Annotated in this window: 17 protein-coding genes; 8 read left to right on the top strand and 9 right to left on the bottom strand. The window is 73.5% G+C overall.

The genetic code is table 11. From position 1 onward, the window contains the following. The first annotated feature begins 16 nt into the window (after positions 1-16). Positions 17-679 carry a LysE family translocator gene (locus tag ACFRAR_RS00930; protein ID WP_380693188.1) on the top strand — a complete coding sequence of 221 codons (663 nt, stop codon included), beginning with the start codon at positions 17-19 and terminating at the stop codon, positions 677-679. A 63-nt stretch (positions 680-742) separates the two neighbouring features. Here the strand turns inward: ACFRAR_RS00930 and ACFRAR_RS00925 are convergent, their stop codons facing one another. The 4 genes from ACFRAR_RS00925 to ACFRAR_RS00910 form a co-directional block, all read right to left on the bottom strand. Next, entirely contained in the window at positions 743-1,867 is a 1,125-nt protein-coding gene (locus ACFRAR_RS00925; RefSeq protein ID WP_380693186.1) for a serine hydrolase domain-containing protein, read from the bottom strand. Beyond that, positions 1,864-2,802 (bottom strand): DUF6895 family protein, encoded by a 939-nt coding sequence (locus tag ACFRAR_RS00920; protein WP_380693184.1) that lies wholly within the window; start codon positions 2,800-2,802, stop codon positions 1,864-1,866. Before ACFRAR_RS00920 ends, ACFRAR_RS00925 begins: the two co-directional genes overlap by 4 nt. After that, positions 2,799-3,506, bottom strand: coding sequence for a hypothetical protein (locus ACFRAR_RS00915; RefSeq protein ID WP_380693182.1), 708 nt, complete (start codon positions 3,504-3,506; stop codon positions 2,799-2,801). The genes ACFRAR_RS00920 and ACFRAR_RS00915 overlap by 4 nt, the downstream gene beginning before the upstream one ends. A 64-nt stretch (positions 3,507-3,570) precedes the next feature. Next, positions 3,571-3,774: a hypothetical protein gene (locus ACFRAR_RS00910; protein ID WP_380693179.1), complete on the bottom strand. Its 204-nt coding sequence runs from the start codon at positions 3,772-3,774 to the stop codon at positions 3,571-3,573. A 155-nt stretch (positions 3,775-3,929) separates the two neighbouring features. On the opposite strand from ACFRAR_RS00910, the gene ACFRAR_RS00905 reads away from it, so the two are divergent. Next, the gene (locus tag ACFRAR_RS00905) at positions 3,930-4,703 is read left to right on the top strand and encodes an SDR family NAD(P)-dependent oxidoreductase (protein WP_380693177.1); all 774 of its coding nucleotides are present in this window, start codon (positions 3,930-3,932) and stop codon (positions 4,701-4,703) included. 351 nt (positions 4,704-5,054) lie between these two features. Beyond that, positions 5,055-7,016: an ABC transporter transmembrane domain-containing protein gene (locus ACFRAR_RS00900; RefSeq protein ID WP_380693175.1), complete on the top strand. Its 1,962-nt coding sequence runs from the start codon at positions 5,055-5,057 to the stop codon at positions 7,014-7,016. A 4-nt stretch (positions 7,017-7,020) separates the two neighbouring features. Here ACFRAR_RS00900 and ACFRAR_RS00895 read toward each other — a convergent pair whose 3' ends face one another. Then, positions 7,021-7,689, bottom strand: coding sequence for a lysophospholipid acyltransferase family protein (locus ACFRAR_RS00895; protein WP_380693172.1), 669 nt, complete (start codon positions 7,687-7,689; stop codon positions 7,021-7,023). A 174-nt stretch (positions 7,690-7,863) separates the two neighbouring features. On the opposite strand from ACFRAR_RS00895, the gene ACFRAR_RS00890 reads away from it, so the two are divergent. Further along, complete coding sequence (locus ACFRAR_RS00890) at positions 7,864-8,079, top strand: EF-hand domain-containing protein (protein ID WP_380693170.1); 216 nt, start codon at positions 7,864-7,866, stop codon at positions 8,077-8,079. Positions 8,080-8,172: 93 nt separating this feature from the next. Here the strand turns inward: ACFRAR_RS00890 and ACFRAR_RS00885 are convergent, their stop codons facing one another. Further along, positions 8,173-10,485: a CDP-glycerol glycerophosphotransferase family protein gene (locus tag ACFRAR_RS00885; RefSeq protein WP_380693168.1), complete on the bottom strand. Its 2,313-nt coding sequence runs from the start codon at positions 10,483-10,485 to the stop codon at positions 8,173-8,175. A gap of 789 nt (positions 10,486-11,274) precedes the next feature. On the opposite strand from ACFRAR_RS00885, the gene ACFRAR_RS00880 reads away from it, so the two are divergent. Beyond that, the gene (locus ACFRAR_RS00880) at positions 11,275-11,541 is read left to right on the top strand and encodes a hypothetical protein (RefSeq protein ID WP_049650625.1); all 267 of its coding nucleotides are present in this window, start codon (positions 11,275-11,277) and stop codon (positions 11,539-11,541) included. 306 nt (positions 11,542-11,847) lie between these two features. Continuing rightward, positions 11,848-12,309, top strand: a complete 462-nt coding sequence (locus tag ACFRAR_RS00875; protein WP_380693166.1) for a YjbQ family protein — start codon at positions 11,848-11,850, stop codon at positions 12,307-12,309. Between the two features lie 50 nt (positions 12,310-12,359). Here the strand turns inward: ACFRAR_RS00875 and ACFRAR_RS00870 are convergent, their stop codons facing one another. Further along, positions 12,360-12,914 carry a DUF1990 family protein gene (locus ACFRAR_RS00870; RefSeq protein WP_380693164.1) on the bottom strand — a complete coding sequence of 185 codons (555 nt, stop codon included), beginning with the start codon at positions 12,912-12,914 and terminating at the stop codon, positions 12,360-12,362. A 215-nt stretch (positions 12,915-13,129) separates the two neighbouring features. Between ACFRAR_RS00870 and ACFRAR_RS00865 the strand changes: the two genes are divergently transcribed. Further along, on the top strand, positions 13,130-13,348 hold the full coding sequence (locus tag ACFRAR_RS00865; RefSeq protein WP_380693162.1) for a hypothetical protein: 219 nt from the start codon (positions 13,130-13,132) through the stop codon (positions 13,346-13,348). Between the two features lie 51 nt (positions 13,349-13,399). Here ACFRAR_RS00865 and ACFRAR_RS00860 read toward each other — a convergent pair whose 3' ends face one another. After that, the gene (locus tag ACFRAR_RS00860; RefSeq protein WP_380693160.1) at positions 13,400-16,438 is read right to left on the bottom strand and encodes an AAA family ATPase; all 3,039 of its coding nucleotides are present in this window, start codon (positions 16,436-16,438) and stop codon (positions 13,400-13,402) included. Then, complete coding sequence (locus ACFRAR_RS00855; RefSeq protein ID WP_380693158.1) at positions 16,435-17,604, bottom strand: exonuclease SbcCD subunit D; 1,170 nt, start codon at positions 17,602-17,604, stop codon at positions 16,435-16,437. The genes ACFRAR_RS00860 and ACFRAR_RS00855 overlap by 4 nt, the downstream gene beginning before the upstream one ends. A 696-nt stretch (positions 17,605-18,300) precedes the next feature. Between ACFRAR_RS00855 and ACFRAR_RS00850 the strand changes: the two genes are divergently transcribed. Continuing rightward, positions 18,301-19,230 (top strand): hypothetical protein, encoded by a 930-nt coding sequence (locus tag ACFRAR_RS00850; RefSeq protein WP_380693156.1) that lies wholly within the window; start codon positions 18,301-18,303, stop codon positions 19,228-19,230. The last annotated feature ends 255 nt before the right edge of the window (positions 19,231-19,485 follow it).

Here is a 19,485-nt window from a genome sequence, read left to right as displayed (position 1 = left end):
GTCCTAGCCTCCTCACATGGACGTGTTGACATCCGCCGTGGACCTCCACGCCGCGCTCGGGATCGCCGCCGTGGCCCTGGGCATGGCGCTGTCGCCCGGGCCGAACATGATCTACCTGGTCTCGCGCTCGATCGCGCAGGGCCGCCGCGCAGGGCTGATCTCGCTGATCGGGGTCGCGGCCGGTTTCCTGGTCTACCTGGTCGCGGTGACGGCGGGGGTGGCCGCGGTGTTCTCGGTGGTACCCGTCCTCTACACCGCGATCAAGCTGGCCGGCGCCGGGTACCTGCTCTGGCTGGCCTGGAAGGCGGTCAAGCCGGGCGGTGAGGCGGTCTTCGCCCCGCAGCAGCTGCCGCCGGACCCACCGCGCCGACTGTTCACGATGGGCTTCCTGACCTGTCTGCTCAACCCCAAGATCGCCATCATGTACATCTCGCTGCTGCCCCAGTTCGTGGCCCCCGAGCGTGGCCACATCGCCGTGCAGAGTCTGGTGCTGGGACTGGTCCAGATCGCGATCGGGGTCACCGTCAACGGCCTGATCGCGCTGAGCGCGGGCAGCATCGCGGCCTTCCTCAACCGCCGCCCCGGCTGGCTGCGGATCCAGCGCTACGTGATGGGCACCGTGCTCGCCGGTCTCGCCGTGCACATCGCCGCCGACCGCGCCAAGGCCGTCGCCGTCTGATCGCCGTCCGGCGGTCCAGGGGCGCAACCGTCAATTCGGTTCAGCCGTCCAGCCGCCCAGCCGTCAAGTCCGTGTGACACCAGCGGCGGTCCGCAGCAACTCGTACCCGGCCTGGACGAACCGGCCGTCCAGTGCCGGGGCGGTGTTGGCCAGGATCGCGACGGCGGCCGAGCCGTCCGGCGAGAATCCCGCGAAGGCGGTGAATCCCCGGGTGCCGCCGCTGTGGAAGCAGAGGTCGCGCTCGCCCGAGCGGCGGCGGTTCCAGATCAGGCAGAGCTCGTCACCCGAGTGCCGCAGCCGCAGCCGGGGGCGTTGGACCTCGCGCAGTGCGACCGCCAACTCGGCGCGTTCCCGAGCGGGATCCCGTTCCTGACCGGGATCCCGTTCCTGACCGGGATCCCGTTCCCGGTCGGGATCCCGGCCCCGATGGAGATCCCGGCCCCGATCGAGATGCGCCCGGAGGTAGCGCAGGAGGTCGGCCCCGCTGGAGCGGACGCCACCGGCTCCGGGCAGCCCGGGGATGCTCCAGGGCGGGAGTGCCTGCCCGCGCCGGTACCCGGTCGCCCGCCCCGGCTGGTCCGGGGAGCAGGTCGTGTCGCGCAGCCCGAGTGGTCCGCAGACCCGTTCGGTGAGCAGTTCCCCGTACGGGAGTCCACCCGTCTCGGCGAGTGCCCGGCCGAGCAGTCCGGCTCCGTAGTTGGAGTAGCGGAACCGGCTGCCGGGCCTGCCGCGCACGGTGGTTCGAGCCAGTCCGTCTCTCAACTGTTCGTCGCGGTACGTCTCGTACGGGTTGCTGAACCAGGTCGGCGCGGCCGTGGCGAGCAGACCGGGGGGAAGGCGGGGCAGGCCGGAGGTGTGGGTGGCCAGGTGGAGCAGTCGGATGGGTTCCGCCGAACGGACCTGTGCTGTGTGCCAGTTGCGTGGCAGTCGCCCGTCGAGAGGGTCGTCCAGGGCGAGTTCGCCGCGCGCGGCCAGGTTGGCGAACAGCAGCGCGGTGAACGTCTTGCTGACGGAGCCGAGTTCGAAGACGGTGTCGGGCGTGCAGGGCGGTGCCGAAGGGCCCTGCCCGACCCGTCCGAAGCAGCGCACCTCCGCCCGGGATCCGTCGGCCAGGGCGACCGTCACGGCGGTGGCGTGCGGCCGGGCCGCCCGCACCACCGCCGTGACAGCGGCGTCCAGCCCGCTCAAGGGGCGGCCACCGGTGTGCCGCCGAGCGCCCGCGAGAGCGCGACATCGGCGGCCACGACCCCGACCACCGCGGTGTGGCAGTGCTGGCGGAAGTCCTCCTCCGGGTCGTCGTTCTCGGGCGCGGAGCCCTCGCACTTGATCATCCCGTCCTCCTGCTGGGCCGCGGCCAGCGCCTCCCACCCGGCTCGTCCGGTCACCGGCTCGCCGATGCACGAGTCCACGATGAGCAGTTCGCCGGCGAGGTCCCACTGCTCGATCTCCAGCCAGATGTCGAGCCAGACGGGCAGCCAGTCGCGCAGGTAGTCGCGCATCGGCTCGGGCAGGCACTCCGGCCGGGCGCCCCAGTCGGTGAGGTGGAAGACGGTGTGGGTGACCTGGTACGCGATCACCCAGGCGATGGTCCACGGTTCGGGCAGGGCGCCGAGCCAGGTGTGCCGGGCCAGCGCGGGCCAGTCCGGCTGGGGTTCGAGGCCCGAGATCCGCCGGGCGTTGGCGAGTGCGAGGTGGCGGCTGCCCTGGATCTCGACGGCGTGCACGGCGCGGAGCCGGCCGATCGAGGTGAGCAGTTCCTCCATGGCGGCGTGGCGGTATCCGGCCCGGGCGAAGTGGCCGTACGTCTCCAGTGGGTCGACGAGGGTCACGTGTCGCAACTGCCGTTCGAGCAGCAGGCCGCCCTCGCCCAGCTGGGTCCAGGCGGCTTCGAGGAGTTCCCGGGCGAGGTGGGTGTCGTGCGGGCCGGCGACGCCGTCGCGCAGTACCAGCGAGGAGGCCAACGCGGCCTCGCAGAGCGGTTTGTAGACGTCCTCCGGGTCGGCCAGGTCGACGATGGTGCTGTCCTCCAGTCGGCTGTAGCCGCGCTGGTAGCCGGCGTGCAGCCAGGACAGTGACCGGGATCCGAGCTGTTGGGCGGTGGCGAGCACCTCGGTGTCGGTCATCTCGTCACCCCGTTCAACAGCCGCTGGGCAATGGCGAGTTCGAGGAGGGAGCGGGAGGTCCCGTCGCCGGCCAGGCGGATCCGGTCCAGGACGGGTTCGATCTCCAGCCGGAGCGGGCGGCCGTCCGCATGGGACCAGGCGAGCCAGCGGGCGAGCCGGACGGCGGTGGTGGGGTCGCGCCGGAGCATGCAGCGGACGGTGCCGCGGGCGAGGTTCAGGGTGTTGGCGCGGGCCGCGTCGTGCATCGGTCCGTCCAGGGCGGGCAGCGCCAGTGCGGACAGCTGGGCCATCCGCTTCGACCAGGCCTGCCAGCCGACGACTTCGGGGCCGGACAGCGGTGCGGGGGTCGGTCCGGCCGATCCGTACGGGGTGCGGGCGAGCAGCCGCCCGGCCGCCCAGTCCTGCCAGCTGACGACCAGTGCGGCCTCCTCGGAGGAAGGCGCCGGCGCGGGGAAGGACGCGCGCGCCTCGGCCAGCAGGGCGGCGCCGGTGCTGTCCGGCTCCGCGCCGGAGAGCAGTTGAGGGGCGAACAGGTCCGCACCCAGCACCCGTACCGCGGCCAACAGGGGGCGGGGCACGGTGCTGTCGGGGTCCGCGAGTGCGGCCGTGCCCTCGCCGTCCCGGAGGACGGCGAGGGTCCGGTCCGCCACCCGCTCGACCGCCGCGGCGAACTCGTCACGGAGAGGGGTCTCGGCGGTTGGCATGGTGATCGGGTCCCCCTTCAGGAGGATTGGTCACGGGCACACGGCCCGACAGGGAGGGGCCGTCCTACCGGGTCGGCTTCTCCTTCGGTCCCTTCGGCGAGAGCAGGAGCAGCGCGGCCAGGAGCACCGCGCCGGCGGCCTCGGGCAGGTACGTGGGCGCGTCGGACACGACGGCCTCGTCCTCCACCATCAGGCTCGCGAGTGTTTCGGCCTCGAGTGTCGCGCTGTGCGACGGCGAAGCGGTTTCGGTGCTGAACTGAGTAAGCATCAGATGTGCCTCCTCGAAAGGATTTCACCACCCGGTCGGGCGATGCCCCCGTTCGACAGTACGAGCACCTCCAGGGACCTGCATCCGCAAGTCGCTGAACTGGGTCGTTGCCGTGGATGTGGGCACGGATGCGGGGGTTGGGTACGGTCTGGGGCATGACCACAGCCTTGATCACCGGCGCGACCGCCGGCATCGGAGCCGCGTTCGCCCGTCGGCTCGCCCGCGGCGGCTACCGGCTCGTCCTGGTGGCCCGCGACACCGGGCGCCTGGAGCGCGCCGCCGCGGACCTGCACGCGAAGTTCGGCGTCGAGACGGAGGTGCTCACCGCCGACCTCGCGACCGACGAGGGCATCGGCGCCGTGGAGGCCCGGCTCGCCGACTCGGCCCGACCGGTGGATCTCCTGGTCAACAACGCCGGCTTCGGAAACAAGGGCGCCTTCGGGGTCGTCCCGCTCCAGGACGAGCTGGACATGCTGAAGGTGCACATCGAGGCGATCCTGCGGCTCAGTACGGCCGCCCTGCCCGGCATGCGGGAACGCGGCCGGGGCGCCATCATCAATGTGGCCTCGGTGGCCGCCTTCGTGCCGCGTGGCACGTACGGCGCGAGCAAGGCCTGGGTGGTCAGCTTCAGCCAGGGCGTGATGCGCGATCTCGTCGGTACGGGTGTGCGCGTCATGGCGCTGTGCCCGGGCTTCACCCGGACCGAGTTCCACCAGCGGGCCGGCATGGGCACCGGCAACATCCCGTCCTGGTCCTGGCTCTCCGCGGAGCGGGTGGTCGACGAGGCGCTGCGCGACCTGGCGCGCGGCCGGGCGGTCTCCGTGCCCAGCAAGCGGTACAAGGTCGCCGTGGTCCTCGCCCGGGTGCTGCCCTCCGGCGGGCTGGGCGGCCTCTCCTCGAAGGCGGCGCGCACCTACCGGGCGAACTGACGGCAGGGGCGGGCGCGTCGGGGTCGGCTCGGAGGGGTCGGGTCGGGTCGGGTCGGGTTGGGTTGGGGCGCGTCGGGCCGGGTCGGGAGGAGTCGGGCCGGGCGCGAGCCGGGCACGGTCGGTCGCCCGGCCGTCCACGGGGAGTCGCGGGAGCGGTCGGGCGGCGGTTCGAGGAATAGAGTAACCCTCACTATTAGCTTGTCTAACTATGAGCTACCCTCGCTATGCTGACCCCGGCCGGCCCGGCCATTCCGCCGGCCATTCCGCCGGCCGTTCCGCCGGCCCTCTCACCGGTCACCCCACCGTCCGCCCGCCCGTCCGCCCCACCGTCCCAGCCAGGGAGGCCCGCCCTTGAGGCCCACCGCCATCGACTGGACCCCGCCCGAACGCGCCGAGGGCGAGCCCCGCCCGCCGGCCCAGTGGCGCCGCATCCTCGCGCTCTTCCGCCCGTACTCGGGCCGCCTGACCACCGTCGGCCTGCTGGTCGCCGCGTCCGCCGTGGTCTCGGTCGTCTCGCCGTTCCTGCTCAAGGCCGTCCTGGACACCGCCATCCCGCAGGGCCGCACCGGGCTGCTCAGCCTGCTGGCGCTCGGCATGATCCTCACCGCCGTGGTGAACAGCGTCTTCAACGTCCTCCAGACGCTGATCTCCACCACCGTCGGCCAGCGCGTGATGCACGACCTGCGCACCGCCGTCTACGGCCACCTCCAGCGGCAGTCGCTGGCCTTCTTCACCCGCACCCGCACCGGTGAGGTGCAGTCCCGGATCGCCAACGACATCGGCGGCATGCAGTCCACGGTGACCTCCACCGCGACCAGCCTGGTCTCCAACCTGACCGCGGTGATCGCCTCCGTCGTCGCCATGGTCGCGCTCGACTGGCGGCTGACCGTCGTCTCGCTGGTGCTGCTCCCGCTGTTCGTCTGGATCAGCCGGCGGGTCGGCCAGGAGCGCAAGAAGATCACCACCGAGCGGCAGAAGCAGCTCGCCGTGATGAGTTCGGCGGTTCAGGAGTCGCTCTCGGTCAGCGGCATCCTGCTCGGCCGCACGATGGGCCGCGCCGGTTCGCTCGCCCGCGAGTTCACCGAGCAGTCCGACCAGCTCGCCGACCTGGAGGTGCGGGCCAGCATGGCCGGGCGCTGGCGGATGAACACCATCCAGATCGTGATGGCCGCGATGCCCGCGCTGATCTACTGGGCGGCCGGGCTGACCTCCGCCGCCGGCGCGCCGATCGTCTCGGTCGGCACCCTGGTCGCCTTCGTGACCCTCCAGCAGGGCCTCTTCCGCCCGACCGTCAGCCTGCTCTCCACCGGCGTGGACGTGCAGACCTCGCTCGCGCTCTTCCAGCGCATATTCGAGTACCTCGACCTGCCGGTGGAGATCGACGAGCCGGCCGACCCGGTCGCCCTGGCCGACATCCGGGGCGAGGTCCGCTTCGAGGCGGTCGACTTCCGCTACGACCCCGCGCAGGAGCGCCCGACCCTGTCCGGCCTCGACCTCGAAGTCCCGGCCGGGAGCTCGCTGGCCGTGGTCGGCGAGACCGGCTCGGGCAAGACCACCCTCAGCTACCTCGTGCCCCGGCTGTACGACGTCACCGGCGGACGGGTCACCCTGGACGGCGTGGACGTGCGCGAGCTCTCCTTCGACACCCTGGCCCGCGCGGTCGGCGTGGTCTCCCAGGAGACCTACCTCTTCCACGCTTCGGTCGCCGAGAACCTGCGCTTCGCCAAGCCCGGCGCGAGCGACGCCGAACTGGTCGAGGCCGCCCGGGCCGCCCAGGTCCACGACACCATCGCCGCTCTCCCGGACGGTTACGACACCCTGGTCGGCGAGCGCGGCTACCGCTTCTCCGGTGGCGAGAAGCAGCGCCTCGCGCTCGCCCGGACGATCCTGCGCAACCCGCCGGTGCTCATCCTCGACGAGGCCACCAGCGCACTCGACAACCGCACCGAACGCGCCGTCCAGCAGGCCGTGGACACCCTGGCCGCCGGCCGTACCACCATCACCATCGCGCACCGGCTCTCCACCGTCCGCGCCGCCGACCAGATCGCCGTCCTGGACCGCGGCGAGGTGGTCGAACTCGGCAGCCACGAGGAGCTGGTGGCGCTGGACGGCCGGTACGCGGCGCTGCTGCGCCGGGAGGCGCCGGAGGCCGCGGAATCGCTGGCGCCGCCGGAGTCGCCGGAGTCGCGGCAGGTTTCGGACGCGCCAGAGGTTTCGGACGTGCCGGACACACCGGACGTGCCAGGAGTGCCGGAGGCACCGGGCGGGTCGGAAGCGGCGGAGGCGGCGGCGGTCGTACGGCAGCCGGCGTGAGGGGTCAGGCCGCCTTCGGGACCTCGTTGTAGCTCTCCGCGACCTCCTGGCCGGACAGCCGCTGGATGGCGGCCATCACCTCGTCGGTCACCTGTCGGCGGGCCTTCAGCGAGCGGGCCTGCCCGTGCAGCTCGTCGAACTGCAGCGGCTCGCCGAAGCGGACGGTCACCTTCTTCAGCCGCGGTACCCGCTTGCCCACCGGCAGGATCTGCTCCGGGCCCTCCAACGCCACCGGAACCACCGGCACGCCCGCGGTCAGCGCGAGCCAGGCGACGCCCGTCTTGCCCCGGTAGAGCCGTCCGTCCAGGGAACGGGTGCCCTCGGGATAGATGCCGAAGGCCTTGCCGTCCTCCAGGATCTCCAGCGCCGACTCCAGTGAGGCCTGAGCGGAACGGTAGGTGCCGCGCTCGACCGGCACCGCACCGATCGCCTCGAAGAAGCCCTTGGAGAGCCGGCCCTTGAGCCCGGTGCCGGTGAAGTACTCGGCCTTGGCGAGGAAGTGGACCCGGCGCGGTGCGGTCAGCGGGATCACCACGCTGTCGATGAAGGACAGGTGGTTGCTGGCCAGGATCACCCCGCCCTTGCGGGGCACGTTCTCGATTCCCTCGATGGCCGGCCGCCAGATCCCCCGCGAGACCGGTTTCAGCACCAACTTGGTGGCGAGGTCGAGCACGATTCCCTCCCTGGGCGAACGGCCGCCCGGGAGGAGCCCGGGCCTGCGATCAGATCCGCAGACTACGACACCGACCCCCGAACCCGTCCACTCCGGGAGACCGTGGCGCGCGCCACGGCCGGGGTAGGGTACGGCCGTCCGATCCGGGCACCACCCCGCAGTACGCAGGAGGGCATGATGGAGACCACTGAGGCGATCAAGGCCTTTTTCGACCGCTTCGACAAGGACGGCGACGGCCGGATCAGCGCGGCCGAGTACGCCCTGGCCGCCAACGAGATGGGCGACCACGACGTCACCCTCTCGATGGCCGAGGCACTGATCCACAGCATGGACACCGACCACGACGGCGTCCTGACCTTCGAGGAGTTCCGGGCTGCCCGCCAGCGCTGAACCCGAGCCGACGGAGCCGGGACCGCCATGGCGGCGGCACCGGCCCGTCCGGAGCCTCGCGGCCGCCGTCGGGGTCCTCCTCCGCTACTTCTCCTACTTCTCCACAGGGTTCTCCGCCGGGTTCTCCACCCGCGCCTCCACCGGCTTCTCCACCGGGAACACCCGGCGCACCACCCGCTCCGCCGCCCCGCCGTCGTCCCAGACGCAGAACCTCGCCCGGAACCGCGCCCGCGCCGCCGACTCCGGGTCGCCCGCCAGCAGCGCCCGCGCCAGTTCGGCCGCGTCCCGGGTGACCGCCCCCGGCGGCTGGGCGAACAGGTCGAAGTAGACGCCGCGCTCCCGCTTGTACTCCTCCCAGTCCGGGGCGAAGATCACCACCGGCCGGTCCAGCACCGCGTAGTCGAACATCATCGACGAGTAGTCCGTCACCAGCGCGTCCGCCGCCAGGTAGAGGTCCTCGACCGTCGGGTGCTCCGAGACGTCGACGATCCCCGCCGAATCCGTACCGGCCCCCGTCAGGTCGCCCGGACCGCCGGTGTGGAAGTAGTGGGTGCGCACCAACAGCGTGAAGTCCGGTCCCAACTCCCGGGCCAGCGCGGCCACGTCGAGCAGCGGGACGTAGCCGCCCTTGCTGCCCCGGTGGGTCGGCGCGTACAGCACCGCCCGGGTGCCCGGGCGCAGCCCGAACCGTTCGCGCATCGCCCGGAGCTCGTCCGAAGTGGCGTTCGCCAGACGGTCGTTGCGCGGGTATCCGGTGTCCAGCATCTCGTAGCGGCCGGGGAAGGCGCGGGCGAAGTGCTCGCTGGTGTGCGGGTTGGGGGAGACCAGGAAGTCCCAGCGGTCGACGGCCTCCTGGAGCTGGTCGAAGTCCATCCCCTCGGCCGCCGCCGGGTGCTCGCGCAGGTCCATGCCCATCGCCTTGAGCGGCGTGCCGTGCTGGGTCTGGACGTGCACCGTGCCCGGGCGCTTCGTCATCGTGCGGGGGAAGTTGACGTTGTTGACGAAGTACTTGGCGGTCCCCATCGCCTTGAGGTAGGCGGGGGTGTTGACGATCACGTACGGCACCCCGGGCGGCAGCGCGGCGGCCTGGGTGCGGTTCTCCACCACCCACACCCCCCGGATCCGCGGGGCGAGTTCCTTCGCCTTCTCGTAGATCGCGGCGGGACTGCACGCGTAACCCCGGTGCCAGTAGGCGGCGTAGACCGCGAGGTTCTCGTCCAGCGGCAGCCGGCGGAACGCGTTGTACGCGGTGAACCGGGCGCCGCTGCGCACCCCCTTCTTCACGGCGGGCGCCACCGCCCTTGCCCCGCGCTTGAGTTCGCGCGGCAGTCGGCCGGTGCGGCGCAGCTCCGCGTACGCGATCCGGGCACCGCGGGCGGCCAGCCGGTACTGCACGCCGCGCACCCCGCCGGGGAAGCGGTAATCGGCCGGGCGGTGCCGGTCGAAGTGCCGGGCGATCTTCCGGAAGAAGTCCTTGCGCAGGTCGGTGGGGACCAGCCCGGGGGTGTCGTAGACGTTGAGCGCCTGGCGGACGGTCCGGTCGAAGACCAGGGTGCGCAGCGAGTCCGGGACGGGCCGGCCGGGGCGGTCGGCGCTTCGGGGGCGGTCGGTGTCCTCGGGGCGAGCGGCGGCTTCGGGGCGGTCGGCGTCCTCGGGGCGGTCCAGGAAGGCGAAGATCGCGTCGTACTGGGCGAACACGTCGGCGTGCTTGGGGGAGGCGGTGGCGGTGATCGCGCCGTCCCGGCCGCGCCGGTAGAAGTAGCAGGGGCGGTCGAGGTAGCGCAGCCGTCCGGCGGCCAGTAGCGCCGGGTAGGTGACCGAGATGTCCTCGTAGTAGCCACGGCCGAAGGAGACGCCGAGGCCGTCCAGGAAGGCGCGGCGGAACAGCTTGTTCCACACCGACATCACGGTCTGGAACAGCGCCGGGTGCTCGGCCAGCGTGCAGCCCTCGACCAGCGGGGAGCCGGTCAGCACGTGGCGCCACGGGTTGGGCTCGGTGTCGCCGTCCGGATAGACGTGGGTGAAGTCGGTGATCAGCACGTCGGCGGGAGTCTCCCGGCGACGCTCCTGGGTCAGCTCGTCCAGCAGCGTGCTGACCGTCCGCTCGGGCACCCAGTCGTCGCTGTCCACGAACCAGACGTACTCGCCGCGGGCCAGCGGCAGGGCGGCGGTGCGGGCGCCGCCGAGGCCCTGGTTCTCGGTGAGGTGCAGCACCCGCAGCCGGCTGTCGCGGGCCGCGTAGGCGTCCAGGATCGCGCCGGAGCCGTCGGGGGAGAGGTCGTCGACCGCGATCACCTCGAAACGGGTCTCCGCGGCGGGGGTGTCGCCGAGGATCGAGTCGAGGCAGCGCGGGAGGTACCGCTCCACGCCGTGGACCGGGAGCACGATGCTGAGGAGGAGGGACACGCTGGCCGAGTCTACCGATCCACCGGGCGCGACCTGCGCGGACGCCCGCCGTGGAGCCTCCAGGGCGGTGGTGTGGGGCTCCGGGGCGGCGATACCGGGGCCGCGAGGCCCTCGGAGGGGCCCGAGGGGACCGGAACCGCCGGTGCCGGGCCCCTCGCGGGGCGGCACCGGCAGTCAGGTGGCGGCCCGGCCGACCCTCTACGGCCGACCGCCGGTCCGGGCACCGCGCGAGCCTGGCCGCCGCAGCGTCGAGGCGGCCGGGCAGTGGCTCGCGGGAGCCGGAGTTCTTCTCGCGTCGCCCTTCACCACTCGAACACTCGCCCGAGTGCGGGTGTGGGTGCGGACGTGTGCATCAGATATTGCTTGGATGATTGGCGGGAGTCAATCCCTCGATTGTGTTCACTTCCTGAAGTCGGGCGTTGGCAGTGCGCAAGGCCCTGTGAGTGACTCCGTGAGCGGCTCCGTGAGCGGCTCCGCGAGTGGCGCTGTGGGTGGCGCTTCGGGTGGCTTCGGGGCGTCCGGTGGTCGCTTTGTCGATGTGGCGGCTGTCCCCTATACGGGAGGCGGATGCGCGGGGTGTGGAAGGGATATTTCGCGGACCCGGTGACGAACGGCCGGTCGTGCACCATCATTGATGCCTAGTCGTGACCGGCCGGGCAGCCCCTGGTGCTTCGTCAGTTGACGTCGCACGATACGGTGGCACAAGACCAAGGACGGTTGCGCGAAGGCCGTCCGTCACGGATAGTCTTCGCCTCACGGCCCTGGCGCCTCGTAGGGGTGGGAAAACTGATGGAACACATGCAAGTGCGGACTCGGCCCCGCGTGCCGGCGATCCAGTGCGGTGTCGGCACGACCGGCCGCCGGATCGACCGACACCTGGCCGTGCTCGGCGCGCCCGCACTCCCGGCGGTCGACACCGCCGAGGCGCTCGGGTTGATAAGGGAACTCACGCCGCGCGGCGCCGAGGCCCCGACGACCCGACGTCGCCACACCAGGATCTCGCTGCTGACGCCGCTGCGCCGGCTGCGGCGGAGCCTCTTCGGCGGGCGCGGCTAGTACAGCCGGCGGGCACGGCCGACGCGGTACGGGTCCCTCCCCGTCGCGCGGTCGGGAACCGACCCGGTGGACCGTTCGGTCCGCCGGGTCTTCGGTGTGTTCGGGTGGTGTTCGGCGATGGCAGGGCGGTGCGCGGTTGGTGCCCAGGGCGGTGCGCGGGCGGTCGTGAGGCGGTGTGCGGGTGGGCTCCCGGGTCGCTCAGGGTGCTGTGGTCTGAACCTTTCACTCTACGCGAGTCCGGCCGCCCGGCGCGGCGAGTCGCTCAGGGAGTACGCCCGGCCCCCTGGCCTGGGACAGGATGGCGCCATGGCGGACAACAACCACTCCACCCAGACCGGCCCGCTCCTGACCAGCACCTTCCAGAGCGGCACCTTCGAGATCACCACCGGCAGTCGTGAGGTCGCGCTCGACATCACGGACCGCTGCGCCGCGTTCCTCGACGAACGGGCCGCCGGGCGCGACGGCCTGCTCAACATCTTCGTCCCGCACGCCACCGCGGGGATCGCCGTGCTGGAGACCGGCTCCGGCAGCGACGACGACTTCCTCGCCGTCCTACGCGACCTGCTCCCGGCTGACGACCGCTGGCGCCACCGGCACGGCAGCCCCGGCCACGGCCGGGACCACGTGGTGCCCGGCCTGGTCGCCCCACACGCCACCCTGCCGGTGCTCGGCGGTCAACTGGCGCTCGGCGTCTGGCAGTCGGTGGTGCTGGTCGACACCAACGGGGACAACCTGCGTCGGACGGTCCGGCTGTCCTTCCTCGGCTGAGGGCGGGCGGTTGGCGGCTGACGCCGGCTGCGGACGGCCGACGGGCGGGCTCAGCGGACGTGCGCGGCCACCGCGGCGAGGTAGCGCTCGATCGCCAGGTGCTGGCAGAGCAGTGCCACCGGCCGGCCCAGCCTGGCGTACCAGGCGGACAGCCGGGAGAACGCGGTGACCTCGAACCACACCTGGCCGTCGGTGTCCATCGACACCAGGAACGCCTCCTCGCCGCACTCCGGGTGTCCGGGGAGGGTTCCGTACCCGAATCCGATCCGGCCCGGCTCGTCCACCGCCCACACCACCCGGCAGGGGATCACCAGTCGCGGCCACCGGCTTCCCGACAGGTTCAGCCGCAGCAGCACCGTCTCACCCTCCCGGGCCGGGCCGGGAGGGTACACCGCGAAGCCGGTGCCCAACTGGCTGCCCCAGCCGAGCACGTACCGCCCGGCTCGCTCCAGCACCTCCGGCCCGTGCCCCAGGTGGACCCGCCGTCGCAGGTGCGCGTAGCCGTCCGGCAGCCGCCCGCCCCCGTCCCGGGTGGCTCCCACCTCGGGGTACGACGGGGCGGTGGCGCGGGCGGCGAGTAGGCGTCGGTGCGGGTCGGTGACCATGCCGGTCACGGTAGTCGCCGGGTGGGGACGGGCGGGTGGTGGGGTGGTCGGGGTTCGGCGGGCGGCTTTCAGTCGACAGGTTTCAGATGACAGATTTCAGCGAACGTTTTCTGAAATCTGTTTGCCGTCCGTCCGTCCGTCGGTCTCGCCCCCGCCCCTCGCCCTGGCCCGGGAGCAGGTTGCGGTGGGGCGGAGCAGCGGAGTAGGAAGGCGGCATGAGCGACACCGGTACGAACGAGGAAGCGGTCGTCTGCGAACTCTCGCCCGACCGCGGAGCGGAAGCCGCACTGCGGTACGACCCGGAGGCGACCGGGCCGCGCGCCGACTGCGTGCTGTGCGGCGAGCCTACGGAACTGCCCGCCTACCACCAGGGCAGCACCCTCTGCCCGGTGTGCGCCTGGCAGCAGGCACAGCGGATCGCCTGCTCCGGCTGATCCCGGGGCTGAGCCTCCGGCCGGCCCCACGGCGGACCCGGCGGGACGGCGCTACGCGTCCTCCCGCCCGGCCAGTGCCAGGGTCGAGCCGTGTCGGCCCTTGCGGACCAGCAGCTGGGCCGGGATGCGGCTGCGCAAGTCGGCGACGTGGCTGACGATGCCGACCGCGCGGTCGCGTTCGCGCAGACCGTCCAGGACGTCCATCACCTCCTCCAGGGACTGCTCGTCGAGGGTGCCGAAGCCCTCGTCGATGAAGAGGGTGTCCAGCGGCATGCCGCCCGCCTCGTCGGTGACCACGTCGGCCAGACCCAGGGCGAGCGAGAGCGAGGCGAAGAAGCTCTCCCCCCCGGAGAGGGTGGCGGTGTCCCGCTCGGTGCCCGTCCAGGCGTCGACCACCCGCAGGGCCAGGCCCGACCGCTTGGTGCCGGTGCCCCGGTCGTCGCTGTGAATCAGGGTGTAGCGGCCTCCCGACATCCGGACCAGCCGGTCGCTGGCCGCCGCCGCGACCTGCTCCAGCCGGGCCGCCAGGACGTACGACTCCAGGCGCATCCGCAGCCGGTTCTCGGTGGAGGTGCCGGCCGCGAGTGCGGCGAGCCGGTTGATCCGCCCGTACTTGTCCAGCGCCGGGGCCAGCTCGTCGGCCAGCCCGGTCAGCTGCCGCCCGATCACGGCCAGTGCCCCGCAGCGTTCGCGGGCGGCGGCGTGGTCGGCGTGCGCCCGGCCGAGCCGCTCGGTGGCGGCACCGAGCGCGGCCGCGACGGCGGGCAGGTCCGCCGGGGGACGGTCCGCGGCCTCGGCCAGTTCCGGCAGCGCCAGCTCACGGCGGACGGCGGAGGTCTCGGCGCGGTGCCGCTCCAGCCGGGCTTCCAGCCGCTCGCGCTCCTCGCGTGGCAGCAGCACCGCCAGTGCCGCCGCGGAGTCCGGGAAGCCCGCGGTGGCAGCGGCCTCGCGCAGCTCCTCCTCGGTCCCGTCGAGCCGGGCGGAGGCATCCGCGCGGGCCCGGGCGGCGGTGGCCGTGGCGGCGACCGCTTCGGTGAGCCGGGCGAGGGCAGCGGCCCGGTCGGCCACCGAGGCCGCCTCGCCCCGGGCGGCGGCCACCCGGCCGGCCAGTGTCCGCCGCTCGGCGCTCAGTGCCAGCAGCCGGTCGGAGAGGACGGCGGCGCGCTCCTTGGCCTCGCGCAGCTCCTCGACCCGGCGGGCGCGGTCCTGCGACAGTCGGGCGATCTCCCGCTCGACCCGGCCGAGCGCCTCCGCCGCGTGCCGCGCCTCGTGGTGCTCGCGCTCCAGGGCGGAGAGCAGCTGGGTGAGCGCATCCGCAGCGTCCGGACCGGCCGCGCCGGCAGCGGTGGCCTCGCGCACCCGCAGCGCGGTGAGTGCCTGCTCGGCCTCGGACCAGACCCGCTCGGCGTCGGCCTGGGCCCGGCGCGCCCGCTCCTCGTCCTCGGCTCCGACCCGGCTGTCGGGAGCGGCCTCGGCGGGCGCCGGGTGCTCGGGCGAGCCGCAGACCCGGCAGGCCTCACCCGCGCGCAGCTGCTCCGCCAGCTCGGCGGCCATGCCGTGCAGCCGCCGGTCCCGCAGGTCCAGGCTGTACTCGCGGGCGTCCAGTGCGATGGTCCGCAGGTCGGCGACCCGCGGCTCGGCCGTGGCGATCTCGGCGCGCAGTCCGTCACGCTCCCGGGCCGCACTCAGGCGGAACGCCAACTCGGTTCGCCGCTCGTCCAGTTGCTCGACCTGGTCGGTCGCCGCCCGGGCCTCGGCGTGCTGCTGCTCAAGCCGGCCCAACTCGCCCTCGAACTCGGCCAGCCAGTCCTCGGCCTCCTCGGCCCGCTCCTCGACGCTGCGCTGTTCGTCCGTCAGGAACCGCTGCTCGCGGGCGAGTTCCGCGCAGCGCCGTTCCTCCGCCCGGACCGCCTCCAGTCGAACCACCTCGGCCCGCAGCCGCAGCTCGGCCTCGGCCAGCCCGGCGGCGTCCGCTCCGGCGAGCCCCCGCCCCTCGTCGCCGGTGCCGGACAGTGCCTCGCGGTACCGGAGTTCAGCCTGTCGGGAGCGCCGGAGCGCTTCGGTGGCGCTCTCCCGCAACCTCAGCGCGGACTCCACGCCGACGGCGTCCTGCGCGGCGGCCAGTCGCCGCCGGTCCGCGGCCGCGGCGGCCTCGAAGCCGGCCAGTCGCTCGGCTCGGTCCCGGGCCTCCCGGTGCCGGCGCTGGCGACCGGCCAACTCCTCGGCGGCCGCCCGGTGTTCCTGGGAGGTCCGCTGGGCCGCCTCGGCGCTCGCGAGGGCGGCCTCGGCGACGGTGAGCCGCTCGGCCGCGTCGCTGCGCAGGACCGCCGCCCAGCCGAGCACTCCGGCGGCCGGCGCGGTGTCGTCCTCCTCGGCCGGCATCCAGTCCCCGGCGGGCTCGGCGCCCGGACCGGCCGCCTGCTCGGCCTTGCTGACGAGGTCCCGCAGTCGGCGTCGGCCGGACTGGACGGCGGTCTCCTGACCGCGGCGCTGCTCGGCCAGCCAGGCCTCCACGTGCTGGAACCGCTCGGTGTCGAACAGCCGCCGCAGCAGCTTGCCGCGCTCCTCCGAGTCGGCCTTGAGGAAGCGGGCGAAGTCGCCCTGCGGCAGGAGCACCACCTGGCAGAACTGCTCCCGGTTCATGCCGATCAGCCGGTGGATCTCCTCCCCGGCTTCCTGGTGCGACTTGCTGAGCCCCCGCCAGCCGGGCGTGCCGTCGCCCGCGTCGGCGACCCATTCGCGCAGCAGGGTCTGGGCCCGTTCGACGGTGGTGCCGGTGCCGACCTTCTTCGGACGGCGCTGCTCCGGCAGCCGGGTGATCTGGAGCCGTCGGCCGCCGAGGGTCAGCTCCAGCTCGATCGAGGTCAGCCGCTTCGGGTCGGCGTGGTCACTGCGCAGCCGGTTGGCCCGGCGCGCGCCCGGCGTCTCGGCGTAGAGGGCGAAGCACACTGCGTCCAGCACGCTGCTCTTGCCCGCGCCCGTCGCGCCGCGCAGCAGGAACAGCCCACCGGCGGCGAGCGCGTCGAAGTCCACCGTCTCGCTGCCCGCGAACGGGCCGAAGGCGGTGACGGTGAGCCGGTGCAGCCTCATCGGGGCAGGTCCGCCTTCCGGTCGGTGGTCTCCCGGACCCGCTCGAAGCCCTCGCGCAGCCAGCCGAGCTCGTCCGGCCGCGGCTCGGCACCGGGGCGGACGTGCCGCAGGAAGCCCTCGGCGATCTCCAGGTCCGCGCGGCCGCTGACCCGCGCCGCGTACGACTGCGAGGGCTCTGCCTCGCTCGGCTCGGGGTCGAACAGCAGCTGGAGGGTGTGCGGGAAGCGGCGCCGCAGCCTTTCCATCGGCTCGCTCGGCCGGGCCGCGTCGGTGAGCGTGGCCTGCACCCAGGACCGCTCGTGCTCGGTGTACCTCTCGTCGGTGAGCAGAGCGTCGAGGGTGTCGCGCAGGGTGGCCAGCCGGCGAGGTTCGGGGCAGGGCACCCGCTCGGCCGTCACCGCGCCGTCGGCCGCCAGGTCGACCAGCCACATGGTCTTGCGCTGGTTCACCTCGGAGAAGGAGTAGGCGAGCGGGGACCCGCTGTAGCGCAGGTGCGGGGCGAGCGTCTGGCAGCCGTGCAGGTGGCCGAGCGCGGCGTAGTGCACCCCGTCGAAGACGGAGGCGGGCACCGAGGCGACGCCGCCGACCGCGATGTCCCGCTCACTGTCGCTCGGTGCGCCGCCGGTGACGAAGGCGTGCGCCAGCACCACCGCCCGGGTGCCGGCGGGGCGCGCCGCCAAGTCCGCCCGGACCTGGTCCATCGCCGCGCCGAGCACGGCGGCGTGCCCGCCCCTGGCCAGCCCGAACCGCTCGCGCACCAGTGTCGGCTCCAGGTACGGCAGCCCGTACACCGCCACCGGGCCGTGCTCGTCCGCCAGCAGGACGGGCTCGGCGCACTCACCGGGGTCGGTCCGCAGGTGGATCCCGGCCCGGCCGATCAGCCCCGCCCCGACCCCGAGGCGGCGGGCCGAGTCGTGGTTGCCGCTGATGAAGACCGTCGGCACCCCGAGGTCGGCCAGGCGGTGCAGCACGTCGTCGAACATCGCGACCGCCTCCAGCCCGGGCAGCGCCCGGTCGTAGACGTCCCCCGCGACCAGTACGGCGTCCACGCCCTCGGACCGGACCACGTCCACCAGGTGGTCCAGGAAGGCGCGCTGGGCGTCGTGCAGGCTCTCGCGGTGGAACGAACGCCCGAGGTGCCAGTCGGAGGTATGCAGCAGTCGCATGGTTCCCGACCTTAACCCGCGGCACCGACAATCCCGCCCGGCCCGGTGGACCCACGGGGCCCGGGGGGCTCGGAGGTGGTGGGGGTGAGTGGTGGGTGGCATCGACGGCTGACAGGTAACAGCTGACAGCTGACAGATTTCGAAATCTGTTATCTGTCACCTGTTACCTGTCGGCTGCGCACCACGCACCACGCACCGCGCACCGCGCACCGCGCACCGCGCACCACGCACCGCGCACCGCGCACCACGCGCGCGCCCCGCCCCCGGTCGCGGGCCCCGGTGGTGCCCGGGGTCGATGCGCCGCGGCCGCCTCAGGGATGGCGCCGAGGTGCTCGATTACCAAGGGTGAATTGTCAGTGGCTCTGTGTATGTTCCTCGACGTCGGCCGGTTCCCAGCCGGGGCGGTCGGCGCGATCCGTGTCGGGAGAACGAGAAGGAGGAGCCATGACTGCTGTGCGGGAGTTGGTGTGCGAGGTGCTGGGAGCTGCGGCAGGTCGGCCGTCGCACGGGCGCCGGCGGGTGCTGCTGCTGGCCGGGCGGAGGCCGGGTGGCGGTGTCGGTGGGGAGTCGGCCGGCGGTCCCGGAGGGGCGGCGCCGCCCGGGGGCGGGCGACCGCCGGGCGCGCGTGCGGGAGGGGGCGCGCGGGCCGGGCGCGGCGGGCGGCTCGGAGGTGCGCCCCCGCCCCAGCCGGTGGCGGTGGCACTGGCGGTCGATCCCGTGGACTTCGCCGGGCTCGCGCGGTACGGGCTGTTCGGCGGGCTCGGGCACCAGGCCTACCTGCGGCGGGCGGAGGAGCAGCTGACGGCCCTGCACCGGCAGGGGCTGGAAGTGCACCTGCGGGTCCTGGAGGCGGGCGACTTCGAGGACTACTGCGAGGCGCTCGGCCTCGATCCCCGGATGGCCGCCGCGCGGGTCGCCTACGCGGGAGATCCGGAGCTGGCCGGTGAGCCGTTCGTCTACGCGGGGGAGCGGCTGGCCGAGTTGGCGCCGGTGCTGCTGGACGACCACCGGGCGCGGCTGCGGATGTCCGTGGCCTGTGCGGCTCTGTTGGACGCGGTCGGCCAGGACCCGGACGGGCAGTTCCGGATGGCGGCCGTGATGCGGTACGTGACGTCGGTCTACCTGGCGTTGGCCGAGGGGGCGGGGGACGGGTGTCACCTGTTGACGCTGCGCTGCCACGGCCCCGAGGACGGGGAGGAGCTCACCTCGGCGGTGGACGTCTGCGTGGAGGACGGGCGGCTGCAGCCCGCCGGGCGGGACACCGAGGCGTTCTGTGTGACGCTCGCGGCGGGGGTGGCCTCGGGTGGGGAGGGAGCCCTGCTGCTGCACGGCGATCCGGCCGTGGGCGGGCAGCCCGCGCGGTCGGACCGGGCCGACGGCGGGGCGGAGCCGGTCGGCACTCCGCCCGGCTCGTCGGCCGCCGACGCCCGGCCGCCCCGGCCGCCGGTGCGCGGTTGGGCGCTGACCGGCGGGCGGCTGCGGCCGATGTCCGCGCACGAGGTGTTCGACGAGCTGGCCGACGACGCCGCTCGGGGGCTGCCCTTCCCGCCCGGGGTGGACCCTCGGCCGGGGTTCCCGCTGCCCGGCTTCGCCGACCCCGTGGGAGGGGGTGGGCCGTTGGGGTGATCGGGGCGTCCACCGCCCTCGGGGCACCGCGCTCACCGGCCCCGCATCCACCATGCGGCGCTGGGGACTGTTCATCGACCGCCTGTTCGGGGAAGATTCGGAGAAGATCAACAGCAGGAGCGTGCGGTGCCCCACGCCGCCGCTCCGGCCGCTCCGCTCCGTGCCGTGCCCTGCAGGTCCTCCCCGCGCACCGCCGGTCCGGCGAAGCCCGACAGCGAGAGGGGGACGGATGAGCGAGCGGAGCGAGCTCGGTGC

The sequence above is a fragment of the Kitasatospora sp. NPDC056651 genome (assembly GCF_042792155.1).
Taxonomy (GTDB): domain Bacteria; phylum Actinomycetota; class Actinomycetes; order Streptomycetales; family Streptomycetaceae; genus Kitasatospora.
Note: the sequence above shows the minus strand (reverse complement) of the source record. Positions and strands in the feature narration are given on the sequence as shown.

Coding starts and splice junctions, on each gene's coding strand:
- ACFRAR_RS00930 (WP_380693188.1), top strand. CDS start 17: ATGGACGTGTTGACATCCGCCGTGGACCTCCACGCCGCGCTCGGGATC.
- ACFRAR_RS00920 (WP_380693184.1), bottom strand. CDS start 2,802: ATGACCGACACCGAGGTGCTCGCCACCGCCCAACAGCTCGGATCCCGG.
- ACFRAR_RS00915 (WP_380693182.1), bottom strand. CDS start 3,506: ATGCCAACCGCCGAGACCCCTCTCCGTGACGAGTTCGCCGCGGCGGTC.
- ACFRAR_RS00910 (WP_380693179.1), bottom strand. CDS start 3,774: ATGCTTACTCAGTTCAGCACCGAAACCGCTTCGCCGTCGCACAGCGCG.
- ACFRAR_RS00905 (WP_380693177.1), top strand. CDS start 3,930: ATGACCACAGCCTTGATCACCGGCGCGACCGCCGGCATCGGAGCCGCG.
- ACFRAR_RS00890 (WP_380693170.1), top strand. CDS start 7,864: ATGATGGAGACCACTGAGGCGATCAAGGCCTTTTTCGACCGCTTCGAC.
- ACFRAR_RS00880 (WP_049650625.1), top strand. CDS start 11,275: ATGGAACACATGCAAGTGCGGACTCGGCCCCGCGTGCCGGCGATCCAG.
- ACFRAR_RS00875 (WP_380693166.1), top strand. CDS start 11,848: ATGGCGGACAACAACCACTCCACCCAGACCGGCCCGCTCCTGACCAGC.
- ACFRAR_RS00870 (WP_380693164.1), bottom strand. CDS start 12,914: ATGGTCACCGACCCGCACCGACGCCTACTCGCCGCCCGCGCCACCGCC.
- ACFRAR_RS00865 (WP_380693162.1), top strand. CDS start 13,130: ATGAGCGACACCGGTACGAACGAGGAAGCGGTCGTCTGCGAACTCTCG.
- ACFRAR_RS00860 (WP_380693160.1), bottom strand. CDS start 16,438: ATGAGGCTGCACCGGCTCACCGTCACCGCCTTCGGCCCGTTCGCGGGC.
- ACFRAR_RS00855 (WP_380693158.1), bottom strand. CDS start 17,604: ATGCGACTGCTGCATACCTCCGACTGGCACCTCGGGCGTTCGTTCCAC.